Annotated in this window: 15 protein-coding genes and 1 tRNA gene; 8 read left to right on the top strand and 8 right to left on the bottom strand. The window is 60.6% G+C overall.

Annotation, left to right across the window (positions count from 1 at the left end):
- Positions 1–60: 60 nt before the first annotated feature.
- The 4 genes from AAXE93_RS01155 to AAXE93_RS01170 are packed head-to-tail and all read right to left on the bottom strand — an operon-like array spanning position 61 to position 2,825.
- Complete coding sequence (locus AAXE93_RS01155; RefSeq protein WP_390127428.1) at positions 61–1,044, bottom strand: GlcNAc-transferase family protein; 984 nt, start codon at positions 1,042–1,044, stop codon at positions 61–63.
- Positions 1,041–1,820, bottom strand: a complete 780-nt coding sequence (gene folP, locus AAXE93_RS01160; RefSeq protein WP_390127430.1) for a dihydropteroate synthase — start codon at positions 1,818–1,820, stop codon at positions 1,041–1,043. Before folP ends, AAXE93_RS01155 begins: the two co-directional genes overlap by 4 nt.
- 43 nt (positions 1,821–1,863) lie before the next feature.
- A complete protein-coding gene (gene tpiA, locus AAXE93_RS01165; RefSeq protein WP_390128630.1) occupies positions 1,864–2,595 on the bottom strand; it encodes a triose-phosphate isomerase in 732 nt (243 codons plus the stop codon).
- Between the two features lie 32 nt (positions 2,596–2,627).
- Positions 2,628–2,825, bottom strand: a complete 198-nt coding sequence (locus AAXE93_RS01170) for an RNA-binding S4 domain-containing protein (RefSeq protein ID WP_390127432.1) — start codon at positions 2,823–2,825, stop codon at positions 2,628–2,630.
- A 39-nt stretch (positions 2,826–2,864) separates the two neighbouring features.
- Between AAXE93_RS01170 and AAXE93_RS01175 the strand changes: the two genes are divergently transcribed.
- Positions 2,865–4,610 (top strand): ABC transporter ATP-binding protein, encoded by a 1,746-nt coding sequence (locus tag AAXE93_RS01175; RefSeq protein WP_390127434.1) that lies wholly within the window; start codon positions 2,865–2,867, stop codon positions 4,608–4,610.
- Between the two features lie 49 nt (positions 4,611–4,659).
- A complete protein-coding gene (locus AAXE93_RS01180; protein ID WP_390127437.1) occupies positions 4,660–4,890 on the top strand; it encodes a DUF6447 family protein in 231 nt (76 codons plus the stop codon).
- 62 nt (positions 4,891–4,952) lie between these two features.
- Here AAXE93_RS01180 and AAXE93_RS01185 read toward each other — a convergent pair whose 3' ends face one another.
- From AAXE93_RS01185 to carB, 3 genes are read right to left on the bottom strand one after another with little or no spacing between them, the layout of a single operon-like run.
- Positions 4,953–6,305: an alanine/glycine:cation symporter family protein gene (locus AAXE93_RS01185; protein ID WP_390127439.1), complete on the bottom strand. Its 1,353-nt coding sequence runs from the start codon at positions 6,303–6,305 to the stop codon at positions 4,953–4,955.
- Between the two features lie 56 nt (positions 6,306–6,361).
- The gene (locus AAXE93_RS01190; RefSeq protein ID WP_390127441.1) at positions 6,362–7,027 is read right to left on the bottom strand and encodes a DUF3386 domain-containing protein; all 666 of its coding nucleotides are present in this window, start codon (positions 7,025–7,027) and stop codon (positions 6,362–6,364) included.
- Positions 7,028–7,062: 35 nt separating this feature from the next.
- On the bottom strand, positions 7,063–10,386 hold the full coding sequence (gene carB / locus AAXE93_RS01195) for a carbamoyl-phosphate synthase large subunit (RefSeq protein WP_390127443.1): 3,324 nt from the start codon (positions 10,384–10,386) through the stop codon (positions 7,063–7,065).
- Positions 10,387–10,490: 104 nt separating this feature from the next.
- Between carB and AAXE93_RS01200 the strand changes: the two genes are divergently transcribed.
- The 6 genes from AAXE93_RS01200 (at position 10,491) to AAXE93_RS01225 (ending at position 14,790) form a co-directional block, all read left to right on the top strand.
- Positions 10,491–11,126: a DUF3318 domain-containing protein gene (locus AAXE93_RS01200; RefSeq protein WP_011364772.1), complete on the top strand. Its 636-nt coding sequence runs from the start codon at positions 10,491–10,493 to the stop codon at positions 11,124–11,126.
- Entirely contained in the window at positions 11,119–11,475 is a 357-nt protein-coding gene (rsfS, locus tag AAXE93_RS01205) for a ribosome silencing factor (protein WP_038554011.1), read from the top strand. The genes AAXE93_RS01200 and rsfS overlap by 8 nt, the downstream gene beginning before the upstream one ends.
- Before the next feature lie 11 nt (positions 11,476–11,486).
- Positions 11,487–11,981 (top strand): CGLD27 family protein, encoded by a 495-nt coding sequence (locus tag AAXE93_RS01210; RefSeq protein WP_115010212.1) that lies wholly within the window; start codon positions 11,487–11,489, stop codon positions 11,979–11,981.
- A gap of 16 nt (positions 11,982–11,997) precedes the next feature.
- Positions 11,998–12,966, top strand: a complete 969-nt coding sequence (locus tag AAXE93_RS01215) for an asparaginase (protein ID WP_390127447.1) — start codon at positions 11,998–12,000, stop codon at positions 12,964–12,966.
- Between the two features lie 45 nt (positions 12,967–13,011).
- Positions 13,012–13,088: transfer RNA gene (locus AAXE93_RS01220), tRNA-Met, on the top strand.
- Positions 13,089–13,146: 58 nt separating this feature from the next.
- On the top strand, positions 13,147–14,790 hold the full coding sequence (locus AAXE93_RS01225) for a GMC oxidoreductase (protein ID WP_390127450.1): 1,644 nt from the start codon (positions 13,147–13,149) through the stop codon (positions 14,788–14,790).
- On the opposite strand, the gene AAXE93_RS01230 is transcribed toward AAXE93_RS01225, so the two are convergent.
- The gene (locus AAXE93_RS01230) at positions 14,771–15,037 is read right to left on the bottom strand and encodes a DUF2811 domain-containing protein (RefSeq protein ID WP_390127452.1); all 267 of its coding nucleotides are present in this window, start codon (positions 15,035–15,037) and stop codon (positions 14,771–14,773) included. The genes AAXE93_RS01225 and AAXE93_RS01230 overlap by 20 nt on opposite strands.
- Positions 15,038–15,400 lie beyond the last annotated feature (363 nt).

Here is a 15,400-nt window from a genome sequence, read left to right on the forward strand (position 1 = left end):
ATCAAGGCCAGAGTTCCTGCCGGACTCTGGCTTTTTTATTGGTGATGAATGCTATGCAAATCAGGCATTCAGGGGCTTGAATTCTGCATCTCTTGCGGCTTGGCTGATCTCTGCCGTTTGGAAATTAATTCCAGCCCATTGTTGATACATATGCAGGCTACGTTTTCTACCTAAGCCAAAGGGTTTAAGTTCGCCATTCTCATCATTCAAGCAGCGGATTGATGCCGGTGCGTTGTTGAGACTGCCGAGCAGTGTGTGTACACGTTTGAGTGCACGAAGATTGTGATCGTGCCAATTGCTGTGATCTCCCCAATGGGTGGCTGCATGCTCTTGATCTGTATGTTCTGTCTTGTAGAGATGAAACAGCAGCAGGCGATTTGGGGCGTAGATGTTGAAACCCGAAGTCCATAGTCGTGCCGACATGGCAATCTCTTCTCCATAGAAGTAGAGATCGGGGTCGTAGGGCACGTCGCTCACGATTGAGCCTGGGCCGAACAGGAAGCCTCCGGCGATAAATGCCCCGGGGATGGGGCGATCAGGTTGTTCTTCTGGAAGTTGGAATCGGCTGATGCCTCGCAGTTTGAGAATGCCGTAGGCATCGAAACTGGCAGCTGCCATCACAGGCAGGGTTGATGTCTGCAAACGGTACGGCTGTTGAAAGCCGTTCGGGTAAACACTGAGAACGGCACGCTCATCGCTGCATTCCCTCCAGGTCGTCAGCAACAGGTCATCCCAGTGCTTCACGGCCCGCATGTGGCTGTCGATCTGCAGCAGAAAGTCTTCCCCGCCGTAAACACTTTGGGCCTGTCGACGGGCCCAGCAGGCACCACGGCTTTCCGCGGCATCGAACCGGATGATCTCCAGCTCTGGATGATCCGGAAACGCGCTGGTTCCCCAGTGCGGCGGATCGTCAGCCGCCAGTTGCAGGCAGATGCCGAAGCGCAGGCGCTCTGGCTGGGCTGCCCGCTGAATCAGGTTGTGCAGTGTGGCCGGGAGATCTGGATCCCTGTATGCCGCGATCTGAACAAAGATCGTGGAGCTCACCAGAGTTCAGCCGCCATCCGCAACGTCTGGCTGATGGGGCCCACATCGTGCACCCGCAGCACGGCAGCACCCGCCTGGGCGCAGCGGCAGGCCACGGCAGCTGTTCCCCAGAGACGCGCTTTCGGTCTGGGTTCATCCAGCACGGCACCGATGAAGCGTTTGCGTGAAGGGCCGATCAGCACTGGTCGCGGCCCTGCAGTGAGTTGTTCCAGATCCCGCAGCAGCTGCAGGTTCTGCTCGTGGGTCTTGGCGAAGCCGAGACCCGGATCCCAGATGATTTGGCTTTCATCAACGCCGGCTTGAATCGCAGCTTCACTCCGCTCCATCAACGCTTCTTTCACATCTGCCACGACATCGGCATAGGTCGTGAGCTGATCCATGGTTTGGCTGTCACCCCGGCTGTGCATCAGCACCACCGGAGAGCCCGCATCGGCAACCACCCGCAGCAGGTCGGGATCACGCCGGCCACCGCTCACATCATTGATCCAGTTGGCCCCCGCTTCCAGTGCCTTGGCGGCCACCGGCGCCAGAAACGTGTCGATGGAGATCAGCGCCTCTGGGCAGTGTTGCCGGATGGCTTTCAGTGCAGGTAGAAGCCGCCGCAACTCCTCTTCGGCGCCCACCTCCTCCGCTCCAGGTCGGGTGCTTTGAGCCCCGAGATCCAATACGTCCGCACCGCGGCTCAGCTGCCGCTGAGCTTCAGCAAGGGCCCGTTCGCTCGCCAGAAATTTCCCTCCGTCACTGAAGGAATCCGGGGTGACGTTGATCACCCCCATCACAGCTGTGCGTTGGCCCCAACCCTGAGGCCAGCTGCCTGAATCAGGCCGATTGGTAGTTGGCAATCCGTCCAAAGCTTTCGGGCTCCAAGGAAGCACCCCCCACCAGCACCCCGTCGATATCGCTCATGCCCATCAACTCATCAATGTTGCTGGGTTTGACGGAGCCGCCGTACTGAATCACCAGATCGGGGGAGCCCACCCAGCTACGGATCAGACCACAGATGCGATTGGCTTCTTCGGCTGCGCAGGTCTTGCCTGTGCCAATCGCCCAGATTGGTTCGTAGGCCACCACCAGTTTCTCGGCATCGAGACCCTCCAGGCCCTGCTCGATCTGACGGCGGATCACCCGTTCAGCTTCGCCCCGCTCGCGCTGCTCATCGCTTTCGCCAACGCAAACGATCGGAATCAGACCGTTGGATTGTGAGGAGCGGGCCCGGTGGTTGATCTGTTCGTCGCTTTCACTGAAGTATTTCCGCGGTTCGCTGTGGCCCACGATCGTGTGGGTCACCCCGTGCTCCTTGAGCATGGCTGGGGAGATCTCCCCGGTGAAGGCTCCCTGGCCTTCCCAGTGCACGTTCTGGCTCGACAGGCAGACCCGGGAGTTCTGGCTGAGTTCCGCCATGGTTGACAGCGCCGTGAAGGGTGGTGCCAGCACCAGGTCGCGGTCGTCCGGGGTGTCAGCAATCAGTGGCAGGAAGGCTTCCATGAACTCCCGCGACTGGGCACAGGTCATGTGCATCTTCCAGTTGCCAGCGATCACCGGTCTGCGCACGCCTTGCTTCCTCATGGAATGTGGCAGCCAACTTACGGCCCGGTCGCGTTTTCATCCCCGACAACGGACTCCTCATCATCAAGCACAACCCGATCTCCCGGGGAAAGCCGACGTCCCCGCCGGGTTTCAACGCTTCCATTCACCTCCACTTCACCCATCTGGATGCGTTGCTTCGCTTCACCGCCGGTGGAGACCCAACCCTTCCATTTCAGGAACTGATCCAGCTTCATTGGGCAGAGTTTTGAGCTCACCATTGATACTGTGCCGCGATGCTGACCCCATCTCAGGCCGGATTTCGCCGGCTGCTGCCGTTGCTTCGCCCCCACCTGCGGGAACTGCTCTGGGGGGGCTGCTGCATGGCGATTTACGTGGGCAGCTTCCCAATGCTCGTGCAGCTGGCCGGGGACTTGTTTCCCGCGCTGGGGTCGGGTGACCTGGCTCGCGTGCTTCAGCTGATCGGGCTGGCGTTGCTGATCTTTGCTGTTCAGAAGATCGCCCAGTTCGGTCAGGACTCGCTTCTTGCCGGGCCTGCATTGCTGGTGAGCCAGGACTTACGGCGTGATCTGTTCCGCCGCCTGCAGACCGTGGAGCTGGGGGCACTGGAGAAGCTCTCGGCCGGTGATCTCACTTACCGCTTCACTGAAGACGCCGATCGCGTCAGCGAGGTGCTTTACAAGACCATCCACGACACGGTCCCCAGCGTGCTGCAGCTCGTTGCGGTGCTGGGGATGATGCTCTGGCTCGACTGGAAGCTGACGCTGGCCATCCTGCTGCTGGCGCCGGTGATCGTCTGGCTGATCAGTCTGTTTGGTGCGCGCGTGATGGCGGCCACGGAACGCAGTCAGAAAAAGGTGAGTGAACTGGCCGGTCTGCTGGGTGAGGCCATCGAAGGTTTGCCCCTGGTGCGTGCTTTTGCCGCCGAGCCCTGGCTGCAGGACCGTTTCGAGACGGAAATCGATCAACACCGGCAGGCCCGCCACCGCACCTACAGCCTTGTGGCGCTCCAGCATCCGGTGGTGGGCATCATCGAGGTGGTGGGTCTGTTTGCCGTGCTGGCCCTCGGAGCCTGGCGAATCCAGAGCGGTGATCTGAGTATTCCCGGGCTGAGCAGCTACCTGACGGGGCTGATCGTGCTGATCGATCCCATTGCCCACGTCACCAACAACTTCAACGAATTTCAGCAGGGTCAGGCGTCGCTGCGACGTCTGCGAGAGATCGAGCGAGAGCCCCAGGAGGCTGCGGATCCAGCTGAGGCGCAAGCCATCGGTGCTCTTCAGGGTGATCTGGTTTTTGATCAGGTGAGCTTTGGCTATGACCCAGCCCAGCCGGTGTTGCGTCAGCTGAATCTGCGGGTGGATGCGGGCCAGGTGCTGGCCATCGTTGGCCCCTCCGGTGCGGGTAAGAGCACCCTGCTGTCGCTTTTGCTCCGGTTCAACACAGCGCAACAGGGCGAGATCCGTCTCGATGGCACCGACATCAGCTTGATGCGCGCCCGTGAGCTTCGTCAGCAGGTGGCCCTGGTCCCGCAGCGCACAACCGTGTTTTCCGGAACCATTGCCGAAGCGATTCGGTTCGGCCGTCGTGCGACGGACAACGAGGTGCGCGATGCGGCGCGGTTGGCCAATGCGGATGATTTCATCCGTGCCTTGCCCGATGGCTACGACACCCAGCTCGAAGAACGGGGAACCAATGTTTCCGGTGGCCAACTCCAGCGGATTGCCATTGCCCGGGCGGTGCTGGGTAATCCTGCGCTGTTGCTCCTTGATGAAGCCACCAGTGCCCTTGATGCTGAAGCTGAGGCCGCGGTGCAACTCGGCCTGAAGCAGGCGATGAAGGGGCGAACCGTGTTGGTGATCGCCCATCGTCTGGCCACGGTGCAGGAGGCCGATCGCATTGTGGTTCTTGAAAAAGGTGCGGTTGTCGATCGAGGAACCCACGACGAGTTGATGCAGCGTGGTGGTCGATATCGCGAATTGTGCGAACGACAGTTCATTCGAGATCGGCAAATGTCCTGAAGCCCTCTACGATCTGGCCGCTGGTTCCACGCAATCCCGGCAACGAACGATGACTGATTCCGCGGCCAACAACCCTGTCTTGACCTTTGAGGGCAAGCGCTACGACCTGAATACGCTTCCCAAGGAGCTCAAGGAGCTTGTGCGTGGCATGCAGGTTGCCGACGCTCAGCTGCGGATGCACGAAGACACCCTCAAGGTTCTGGCGGTGGGCCGTCAGAGCCTGGCCACTGAGCTCAATGAAAAGCTCAAGTCCGTCACTCCGTTGCCCGATCAGGGTTGATCGTCTGACGACAAAAAAGGGGGGGCTTAACAGCCCCCCTTTTTTATTGCTCGCCGCTGTGCTCAGTCGCTGAAGCTGTAGGCCTTGGTGAGTTTGAACACAGTTCCGGACAGCAGGATCAAGGCCACGAGGTTGGGGAGAGCCATTAGACCGTTCAGGGTGTCGGCAATCGACCAGATCACTCCACGGTCGCCGGCGACAGCACCAATCACGACAACAGCCACCCAAGTCAGACGAAAGGGCAGAACGGCGGAATCGCCGAATATATAAGTGGTGCAGCGCTCGCCGTAGAAGCTCCAGCCGAGAATTGTGGTGAAGGCGAAGACCACCAATCCCAGGGTCACCACCACACCGCTGCCTGCGATGCCTGTGTTGAAGGCAGCGATGGAGAGGTCTGCTCCACTGAGTTTGTCGCCGGCTGCATCGAGGATCAGATTGGCTTTGGTGGTGATGATCACCAGGGCGGTCATCGTGCAGATGATCAGGGTGTCGATGAAGGTGCCCAGCATGGCCACCGTGCCCTGGCGCACGGGATCATCGGTTTTGGCGGCCGCGTGAGCGATCGGAGCGCTGCCGAGGCCCGCTTCATTGGAGAAGATGCCCCGCTTGAAGCCCATCAGCACCACCTGACCAAGGGCACCACCGGCAGCGGCTTGGCCGGAGAAGGCGTTGGAGAAAATCGTGGCGAAGGCTTCAGGCACTCTGCCCAGATTGGCCAACAACACCAGCAGGCATGCAGCGATGTAGAGGATCGACATCAACGGAACAATGGCGGAGGCCGCCTGGGCGATGCGCTTGATCCCTCCGATAACGACAGCAAAGACCATGGCCGCCAAAACGACTCCGGTGGCCAGCTTCGGGATGCCGATCAGGCTTAGGGCAGATGACACCTCAAAGGCCTGAACCCCATTGCCGATTCCAAATCCCGCCAACATGCCGAAGAGGGCAAACAGGCCCGCCATCCAGCTCCAGCCGCTGCCGAGCCCGTTGCGGATGTAGTACATCGGCCCACCCACGTGGTTGCCGTCTCCATCGGTTTCGCGGAACTGAACCGCGAGCACCGCTTCGGCGTACTTGGTTGCGATGCCGAAGATCGCGATGATCCACATCCAAAAGACGGCACCAGGTCCACCAACGGCGATGGCCCCCGCCACACCGGCAATGTTTCCCGTGCCGATCGTGGCCGATAACGAGGTCATCAGCGCCTGGAAGGGGGTGATTTCCCCTTCCGTTTGTGATGCAGCTGGCCGAAGCATCATCGAGATGCCATAGCCCAGCCGTTGTAGCGGCATAAACCGCAGGCCCACCATCAACAGAATGCCCGTCGCGGCAATCAAAAGGACGGTGGGCCATCCCCAGACGATGCTGTTGATCGGGCCATTGATGGCCTGAATGGTCGACTCGACTCCGCCCATGCCTTTCAACAGGTTTGGGCGGATGGTCTCATAGCCGGCTTGCACCGGCAATCAACTCAGAGCGATTCGAGATCTTCAAAACGGAAGGTCTGGCTTCCGGCGGGGGTATCGCCATGGGCTTCGGTGGTCACGACCCGCTCGGTCAGCACCCAGGGGCCATCTCCGGGAAGAGCAGCGAAGCTGTCTTTGAAGCTGCTTCGGCCGCCCCGGACTTCTCCCGTTGCCGGGTCGGCGTACTGACTGGTGTATGTGTGGCTGAGGTAGCCCGCACCCGTGTCGGTGACATCAGTGGTGTAGATCGTCACGACGGTGCCGTGGATGTGGCGGTGAACCATGGTCACCACGTCATCCTTGATGCGGTACTTGTCCCCGGCACCCTTGCCGCCGACCAGCACTTCGGTTCCCACTTCGTTGGTGTCACCGGCGGTGAAGGTGTTCTCACCGTGGGTCTGCTCGAAGCTGCGACGCAAGCGATGGATCGCGACTTCCCAGAGCTGGGAATTCACCGCCTTGAGGATCTCTTCGTTTTCAATGCCATCCACCTTGGCTTTGAGATCGGCACCGATCTCAAACGTGCCCTCGACCCGTTGATCGCCCTGTTGCCAGATGCAGCGGCCGCGATAGCCGGAGAATCCAGGCGCCCAGGTGTAGCGGTTCTCGTAGGCGCGACGGAAGTCATCACGCAGGTCGCTTCCAGGCTTAACGTGAACGGAGGCTGTCACAGCGGTGTGGTGGCTCCAGCAACCCTACCGGTGGCTTAACGCTGCATGGCGTGCACCTCCTGCAGGGCATGGATGCTGAGCCTCGGCTGTTGCTGGAGTGCTGAGATCGCCTCCACCGCCGCCCGTGCTCCCGCCAGGGTCGTCACCGTTGGAACGGCGTAATCGAGCGCTGCCCGACGCAGGTACTTGTCGTCGTGGGCCGCCTGTCGGCCAATCGGTGTGTTGATCACCAACTGCACCTGATTGGAGCGGATTTGATCCTCGATGTTGGGGCGCCCCTCGTGCACTTTGAGCACCGATTGCACCTTTAATCCCGCGTTGGCGAGCGCCTGAGCCGTGCCTGATGTGGCCGTCACATCGAACCCGAGTTCGATCAGCCGAGCGGCGATGGGCACCAGCGCCTGTTTGTCGCGGTCGTGGGTGGAGAGGAACACCGTCCCCTGGGTGGGCAGCGCTTCTCCAGCGCCGAGCTCAGCCTTGGCATAGGCCATGCCGAAACTGTCGGCGGATCCCATCACCTCTCCCGTGGAGCGCATTTCCGGCCCAAGCACCGTGTCGGCCCCCGGGAAGCGCCGGAACGGCAGCACCGCCTCCTTGATCGACTGAAGCGGCGGCTTCGGCTCGCTTGTCATGCCGATGTCGGCCAGGGTTTCGCCCGCCATCAGTCGGGTTGCCAGGCGAGCAAGAGGTTGACCTGTGGCCTTGGCGACGAAGGGAACCGTTCTGGAGGCGCGGGGGTTGGCTTCGATGATGTAAACCACTTCCGAGCCATCGGTGTTGCGCTGCACGGCGAACTGAAGGTTGATCAGACCCCGCACCTCGAGCGTTTGCGCCAGGGAGCGACTCCACTCGCGAATTGTGTTCAGTGCCGCCTCGCCGAGGGAAATCGCAGGCAAGCAGCAGGCTGAGTCGCCGGAATGGATTCCCGCCGGTTCGATGTGCTCCATCAGACCACCCACGATCACAGCACCGGTGTGATCGCAGAGGGCGTCCACGTCCACCTCAACAGCGTTTTCGAGGTACTGGTCAATCAGCACCGGATGGTCTGGCTCCACCTGCACGGCTTCGCGCATGTAGCGGTTGAGTTCCTCTTCGTCGAACACCACTTCCATGGCCCGTCCGCCCAGTACGTAAGAGGGACGCACAACGACCGGATAACCCACTCGGGTGGCCACGGCCCGTGCTTCCTCTTCGCTGCGTGCCAAGCCATTGCGGGGTTGGCGGATGTTCAGATCGCGGAGGATGGCTTCGAACTGCTCACGGTCTTCGGCCCGGTCGATCGATTCAGGGGAGGTGCCCCAGATGCTGGTGCCCGTGGCGCGCCCCTCATCGCTGTCCAGCCAGCGCAGCAGAGGAATCGCGAGTTTCAGAGGCGTTTGTCCACCGAATTGGACCACCACGCCATCGGGACGCTCCGCTTCGATCACATTGAGAACGTCCTCCAGGGTGAGCGGTTCGAAGTACAGGCTGTCGCTGGTGTCGTAATCGGTGGACACCGTTTCCGGATTGCTGTTCACCATCACCGTGGTGATCCCTTGATCCTGCCCGGCAAAGGAGGCATGGCAGCAGCAGTAGTCGAATTCGATGCCCTGCCCGATTCGGTTGGGTCCACCGCCGAGGATCATCATCTTGCGGCCGTCTTCACGACGACTCACTTCGGATGAAGCGGGAAGGGGCTTGAGGGATCCGTCGGCCTGCAGGGTCTGCAAGGGACGCTCGTAGGTCGAGTAGTGATAAGGAGTGGAGGAAGCGAACTCCGCTGCGCAGGTGTCGACGGTTTTGAAGACGGCGCGAACATCGAGCTGATGGCGCCGCTGACGCACCGACAATTCGTCGCTTTTGGTGTGCCAGGCGATCTGTCGGTCTGAAAAACCCAGCTGCTTGGCCTCAAACAAGCTGTCGGCATCCAGCTGATCCAGGCTTTTGCCCTTGATCAGCCTTGCCTCGGCCTCAATGATCCGCCGCAGTTTGGCCAGGAACCAGGGGTCAATCCTGCTGATCCGATGAATCTCATCATCGCTGCGTCCGCGTACCATCGCCGTTCGCACGCTGAGGATGCGCTCTGGAGAGGGGGTCCTCAGCTGACGATCTAGCTCAGTATCCGTGAGCTCCGGTTCCTCCCGGTCGCCTCCCCAGCCCGAGAACCCCGTTTCCAGGGAACGCATGGCTTTCTGGAACGACTCTTCGAAGCAACGGCCGATGGCCATCGCTTCGCCCACCGATTTCATTGAGGTGGTGAGCACCGCCGGACTGCCTCGGAATTTTTCGAAGGCGAAGCGTGGAATTTTGGTGACGACGTAATCGATCGTCGGTTCGAAGCAGGCAGGCGTCTTGCCGGTGATGTCGTTGAGGATTTCGTCGAGGGTGTAACCGACGGCGAGGCGAGCGGCGATCTTGGCGATCGGGAAGCCGGTGGCCTTGCTGGCCAAGGCCGACGATCGGCTCACCCTGGGATTCATCTCGATCACCACAACGTCGCCGTTGTCAGGATTGATCGCGAACTGGATGTTGCTGCCGCCCGTCGCGACACCGATCTCCCGAATGATGGCGATCGATTGGTCGCGCAACCGCTGGTATTCCCGGTCCGTGAGGGTCTGGGCCGGAGCCACCGTGATCGAATCCCCGGTGTGCACCCCCATGGGGTCGAGGTTTTCGATGCTGCAGACGATCACGACGTTGTCTGCCAGATCACGCATCACCTCAAGCTCGAATTCCTTCCAGCCCAGGAGCGATTGCTCGATCAGAATCTGAGACACCGGACTTGCTTCAAGCCCGCTCTTGCAGATTGCTGCGTATTCCTCGGGGTTGTAGGCAATGCCCCCGCCACTTCCCCCCAGGGTGAAGGCGGGCCGGATGATCCGGGGGAAGCTGCCGATGGCGGCCCCGACGGCTTCAGCTTCTTCTTGAGATGAGGCGATTCCCGAAGGGCAGACCTTCACCCCGATGCGCTCCATGGCCTGCTTGAACAGCAGACGGTCTTCCGCCTTCTGGATCGCCTTGAGATCGGCACCGATCAACTCAACGCCAAAGCGATCGAGGGTGCCGTTTTCCGCCAGGGTAACCGCCAGGTTAAGGGCGGTCTGTCCGCCCATGGTCGGCAGGAGAGCATCCGGGCGCTCCTTCTCGATCACCCGGGTCACCACGTCCGGCGTGAGCGGCTCGATGTAGGTGCGATCCGCCATCTCCGGGTCGGTCATGATCGACGCCGGATTGGAGTTGATCAGGATGACTTCATATCCCTCGGCTCTGAGGGCCTTGCAGGCCTGGGTTCCGGAGTAATCGAACTCACATGCCTGGCCGATCACGATCGGACCAGATCCCAGCAAGAGAATGCGACGCAGATCGGACCGCCTCGGCATGGGAAATCGTCCTTGGCCAAACAAATCAAGCCTCTCACGCGGCCCCGCCCCAACCGGGGGACTTGGCCTCGCTACGGTGAAGGGAGATCAGCACCAGAGTTGCAATGAGTGAGCTCCAGCGCCTGAAGGGGCTGCTGCCACCGGAAATGCAGAGCTGGGTGTTTGTGGAATCAGCTGCTGCAGTCGATCCTCCATTGATCACCCTTGAGGAAATCGGCCGGGATGAAGTGGAGATCCAGGTGGATCTCGACGAATGGGATGCCCTGGCGTTGGATCACCGCAATTTGCTGTTCTGGCATGAAGTTGGTCGGATCCAGAACGACACGATTCCCCGAGACGGTTGGGAGATGGCTGCTCTGGCCATCGGTCTCGGAGGTGCTATCGGTGAATTGTGGGTTCAGGACGGCCTGCTGCTGTTGATGGCTCTCGGCTTGTCCGGTTTTGCGGGGTATCGGCTTTATCTGAAGAACAATTCCGAAAAACGCCTGCAGGACGCCATCAGTGCCGACGAGCGCGCCATCGATCTGGCCTGCCGATTTGGTTACAGCGTGCCGAATGCCTACCGCAGTCTTGGGGGCGCGTTGAAGGAGCTGGTCGAAAAGACCCGCAAGAAGCGCCGCCGCAGCTACTACGAAGACCGGCTTGAGGCGCTGCGCAAGAGTGCCAGTAAGGCCAGAGCTGAAATGGCCCAACAGGAGGGCTCACGCAGCTCCGTTACCAGCGAGAACGTCTATGGATAGCGAAAAGCTTGCTGAACTTGTGGCCGATGCCTGCGATGACCGCAAGGCCACCGACATCCGTCTGATTCGTGTGGATGAGGTGTCGAGTCTGGCGGATTGGATGGTGATCGCAGGCGGTCAGTCCGACGTTCAGGTGCGTGCCATTGCCCGGTCGGTTGAAGACCGCCTGGAAACTGAGGCAGACCTGCTCCCCTTGCGCAAGGAAGGGCTGAATGAGGGGCGCTGGGCGCTTCTTGATTACGGCGATGTGATCGTTCACGTGCTGATGCCCGATGAGCGCGGCTACTACGACCTTGAGGCGTTCTGGAGTCACGGCGAAAGCCGAACCTTCTTACCGTCGGTGAAGTAGCCGCTCGATCTATGCCAGAAGCGGTGTCCTGCCCCGTTCCGCCGGAGCAGCGGCCTCTTGAGGAGTTTCAACAACTCTGCGAGTCATGGTTCTTCTCTTGGCCAGCGGGTCAGGAACCTCGCCTGAGCCAACGCCTTGCAGGCTTCTGGCTACTGATGTTGCCGGTGTGCAGCCTGATCGCCAGTGGTAGTTGGACCCTGAAGCAGGATCCGCCCCGGCTCCTGGCCGCAGCCGCTGTGGCCGCTCTTGTGCTTCCCCTGCTGTTGCTGGTGCGGCAATGGCTGGGCTGGACCTACGTCATGCAGCGGCTTCTCCGTGAGTCCGTCGACTACGAGGAATCCGGCTGGTACGACGGGCAGACCTGGGAAAAGCCTCTGTCCTGGCGGGAACGCGACCTGCTGGTGGCCCGGCATGAGGTTCGTCCGATCCTGGGTCGTCTGGGACGGGCCATGGCCACCTCAGCGGGTTTGATGCTGGCCGGTGCCAGTCTCTGTCAGGCTCTCTGAACCAATCGGGGTTCCGATGACTTTGCCCTCGGGCTTCAGCCCTGCAGCCCGGACCGGGATAGCCCCCCTCGAGGTCTTTTTGAGGCGCGGATCGATCACGGAATCGGTGCATCGCGTTCATGCCGTGGTTTGTGATGGCCGAGGACGGGTGTTGATGTCGGCAGGAAACCCCGGCTTGGAAAGTTTCATTCGTTCGGCTCTGAAGCCCTTTCAGGCCCTGCCGTTTCTCAGCAGTGGAACCGCCGACCAACTGGATGTTGATGAACGGGGCATCGCCATCAGCTGCGCGTCCCATGCGGGCACCAATGCCCACGCCCGGGAAGCCTTCCGGTTGCTCTGGAAAGCGGAGTTGGACAGCGCTTCACTTCAATGCCCTGTGCCGAATGGGGCTGATAGTCCTCTTCAGCACAACTGTTCCGGCAAGCACGCTGCCTTCCTGGCCACAAGCCGAAAGATGGGCTGGCCGATCGAGACCTATCTCCAGCAGGACCACCCTCTCCAGGTCGAAGTGAACCGCAGGGTCGCTGAACTGATCGGCTTGCCTGCTGAGGAATTGGTTGCCGAGCGGGATGACTGTGGCGCTCCCACCCTGGTGTTGCAGTTGGCTCAGATGGCCTTGCTCTATGCCCACCTCGGTGCCTCACAACATGCCGAACTCGAGCAGATCAGTCGGGCGATGCTGAGTCACCCCGACCTTGTGGCTGGTGAGGGTCGTTTCGACACCGAGCTGATGCGGCGCAGCCACGGTCAGGTCTTGAGCAAGGGCGGTGCAGAGGGCATTCAATGCCTCAGCCGCGTGGGTGAAGGTCTTGGAGTAGCCATCAAGGTGGAAGACGGCTCCCGTCGTGCCAAGCAAGCGGTTGCACTGCATCTGTTGCGTCAACTCGAGTGGCTCACACCCATGGGGCTAGACGAGCTCGATGAGCAGGTGCTGGTCGTGAACCCGAGCGTCAAGCTCAGCGTGTCCGGTGCCTTGCAGTCCTGACTTTGCTGTCACCTGCGACACCGACATGTATGATTTTTGGGTCGCCGCGGGGTAGAGCAGTCTGGTAGCTCGTCGGGCTCATAACCCGAAGGTCGGGAGTTCAAATCTCCCCCCCGCCACCAAATCTGATTGAATCAACAATCTCCCTTTCGGGAGATTTTTTTTGTCTGTCGTACCCCCATGAGCAGTCGCTCCATGAACTGCGATGGCCCCTGGGACGCCATTGTTGTTGGCTCGGGAGCGAGTGGCGGCGTGGCTGCCATGACCCTGTCTGAAGAAGGAGCGCGGGTGCTTGTGGTGGAGGCAGGACCTGACCTCAACAGCACGCAAGCCTTCGGGGCTGAACCGGAAAATCTGCTGCGTCGGATCGTGGGCCTGACCAGCGGCAGCCATCGCCAGCAGTCCCAGCATCCCGGCTACTGGAAAGCAAACCCTCGTCTGTATGCCGACGAGCATCTGCATCCCTATGAACACCCGGCGGATCAGCCGTTTCTGTGGACGCGAGGCCTGCAGGTTGGCGGCCGCAGCCTCACCTGGGGTGGCATCACTCTGCGTCTCTCGGATGAGGATCTGGCCGGTGTGGATGTGGAGGGTGAACAGGTCCGTTGGCCCTTGCGCAGCGGTGAACTGACACCGCACTACGCCGAACTGGAGCGCTGGCTGGGCGTTCATGGTGGGCGTGATGGTTTGCAGCATCTGCCGGACGGTGAAACGCAACCGGCTCTGGCGGCGACGCCGGCAGAAAAGCGTTTTGCCGAAGCTGTGCAGCAACGGTTGGGCTATCCCGTGATCCCCTCGAGGGGGTTTGGTCCGGCGCCGCAGGGAGAAGATCCCGCCTGGCCCCGCTCCAGCAGTCGCGGCAGCAGCCTTCCTCGCGCCATGGCAACAGGACGCACCCAGCTGCTCTCTGCGCATCTGGTGGAGCATCTCCTGATGGATGCAAGTGGAGCTAAAGCCATTGGAGTGGTTGCCGTTGACCAATCCAATGGCAACCGCAGGGAGTTGAAGGCGGATCTCGTTGTCTTGGCCGCTTCCACGATTCAGACCGTCTCCATCCTGTTGCGCTCCCGTCGTGGCGAACAGAGCAACGGTTTGGACGACCCTTCAGGACGACTGGGCACACGCTTGATGGACCATGTCTCCACATCGCAGTTTTTTGCCTTCCCCGAGCCTGTTCAGGGGGAACAGCCCATGCTCACGGGCGCTGGAAGTTTTTTCGTTCCGTTTGGCCGACACCTGCCATCGGCTGATTTTCAGGGCGGCTATGGCCTCTGGGGTGGCATTGGACGGTTTGATCCGCCGCGATGGTTACGGCGTTGCCCTTCAAGCATCACTGGGTTCCTGATTGGTCACGGCGAAGTTCTTCCCAGGGCTGACAACAGGGTGACCCTGAGTGAGCGCACGGATCGCTGGGGTGTGCGTGTCCCCTCGATTGCCTGCCGTTGGAGCAGCAATGAACTGGCCATGGTGAGGCACATGCGCACCTCGATCCAGGCCTGCATCGCCGCCGCCGGAGGCGATGCCAAATCGATCAAAGACCTCTTTCACCTCCCCTTGGTTGAACCTTTCCTGGAGGGTGCTGTCGCTCTGTCTGAAGGTGCAGCCCCCCCGGGGTATTACATCCATGAGGTGGGAGGGGCTGCGATGGGGGGAAGCGAGACCAGCAGCGTCGTTGATTCGTCCAACCGTCTTTGGCGTGCGCCCAACGTTCTTGTGGTGGATGGCGCCTGTTGGCCGACGTCGGCCTGGCAGAGCCCAACGCTCACGATGATGGCCTTGAGCCGTCGTGCCTGCCTGCTGGCCCTCAGTGGTCGGGGCGGATGAACAGATCGTCGAGATAGCGCTCGGTCACGGCGCGGTCGTCACAGCCGTTCTGAAACAGGAAGTGGGCAAGAGCAGAGCTCATCACGCGGTATTGGTCCCAGGTGGGGTGCTCCACGATGAAATCCTTCATGCCTCGATAGAGCACCTCGGGAATTTCCGTCTCAAGGCTCACGTAACTGGCTTTTGAAGCAGAGCCGTGCTCCGTGATCCCCATTTCATGGCATCGCTCGAGGTGATTTCGATCCATTCGGTCCAGCTTGTCCCTGTCCAACGCTCACCAAGAAAGCCACACAACCGGCGCTTGCGTCAAAGCCGTCGCCATTTGTTGAATTGCGGCTGAGACGAGATGAGACGGCAGTCTGTGACTGGGTTTGGGAGTACGGGAAGTGACGATGCGCGGTTGCTCTAGGCCGAATAGACGGTCTGTCAACCCGGTGGTGCGATTCCCTCGGAAATTCACAGGTTGACCGTCACAGCCGGCGAGCCAACTTCAGCCTGTGGAAAACGACGTTTTTTTGTGTGGAAAAAGAGGGTGAACCCTGGCGAAGCAATTTTGATAAGAAAGCCTGATCTTTACTTCGTCGCTGCTGTCGCTTTCGAGAACCGTGTC

This window comes from Synechococcus sp. HIMB2401 (assembly GCF_042883245.1).
In the GTDB taxonomy this organism is placed as follows: Bacteria; Cyanobacteriota; Cyanobacteriia; order PCC-6307; family Cyanobiaceae; genus Parasynechococcus.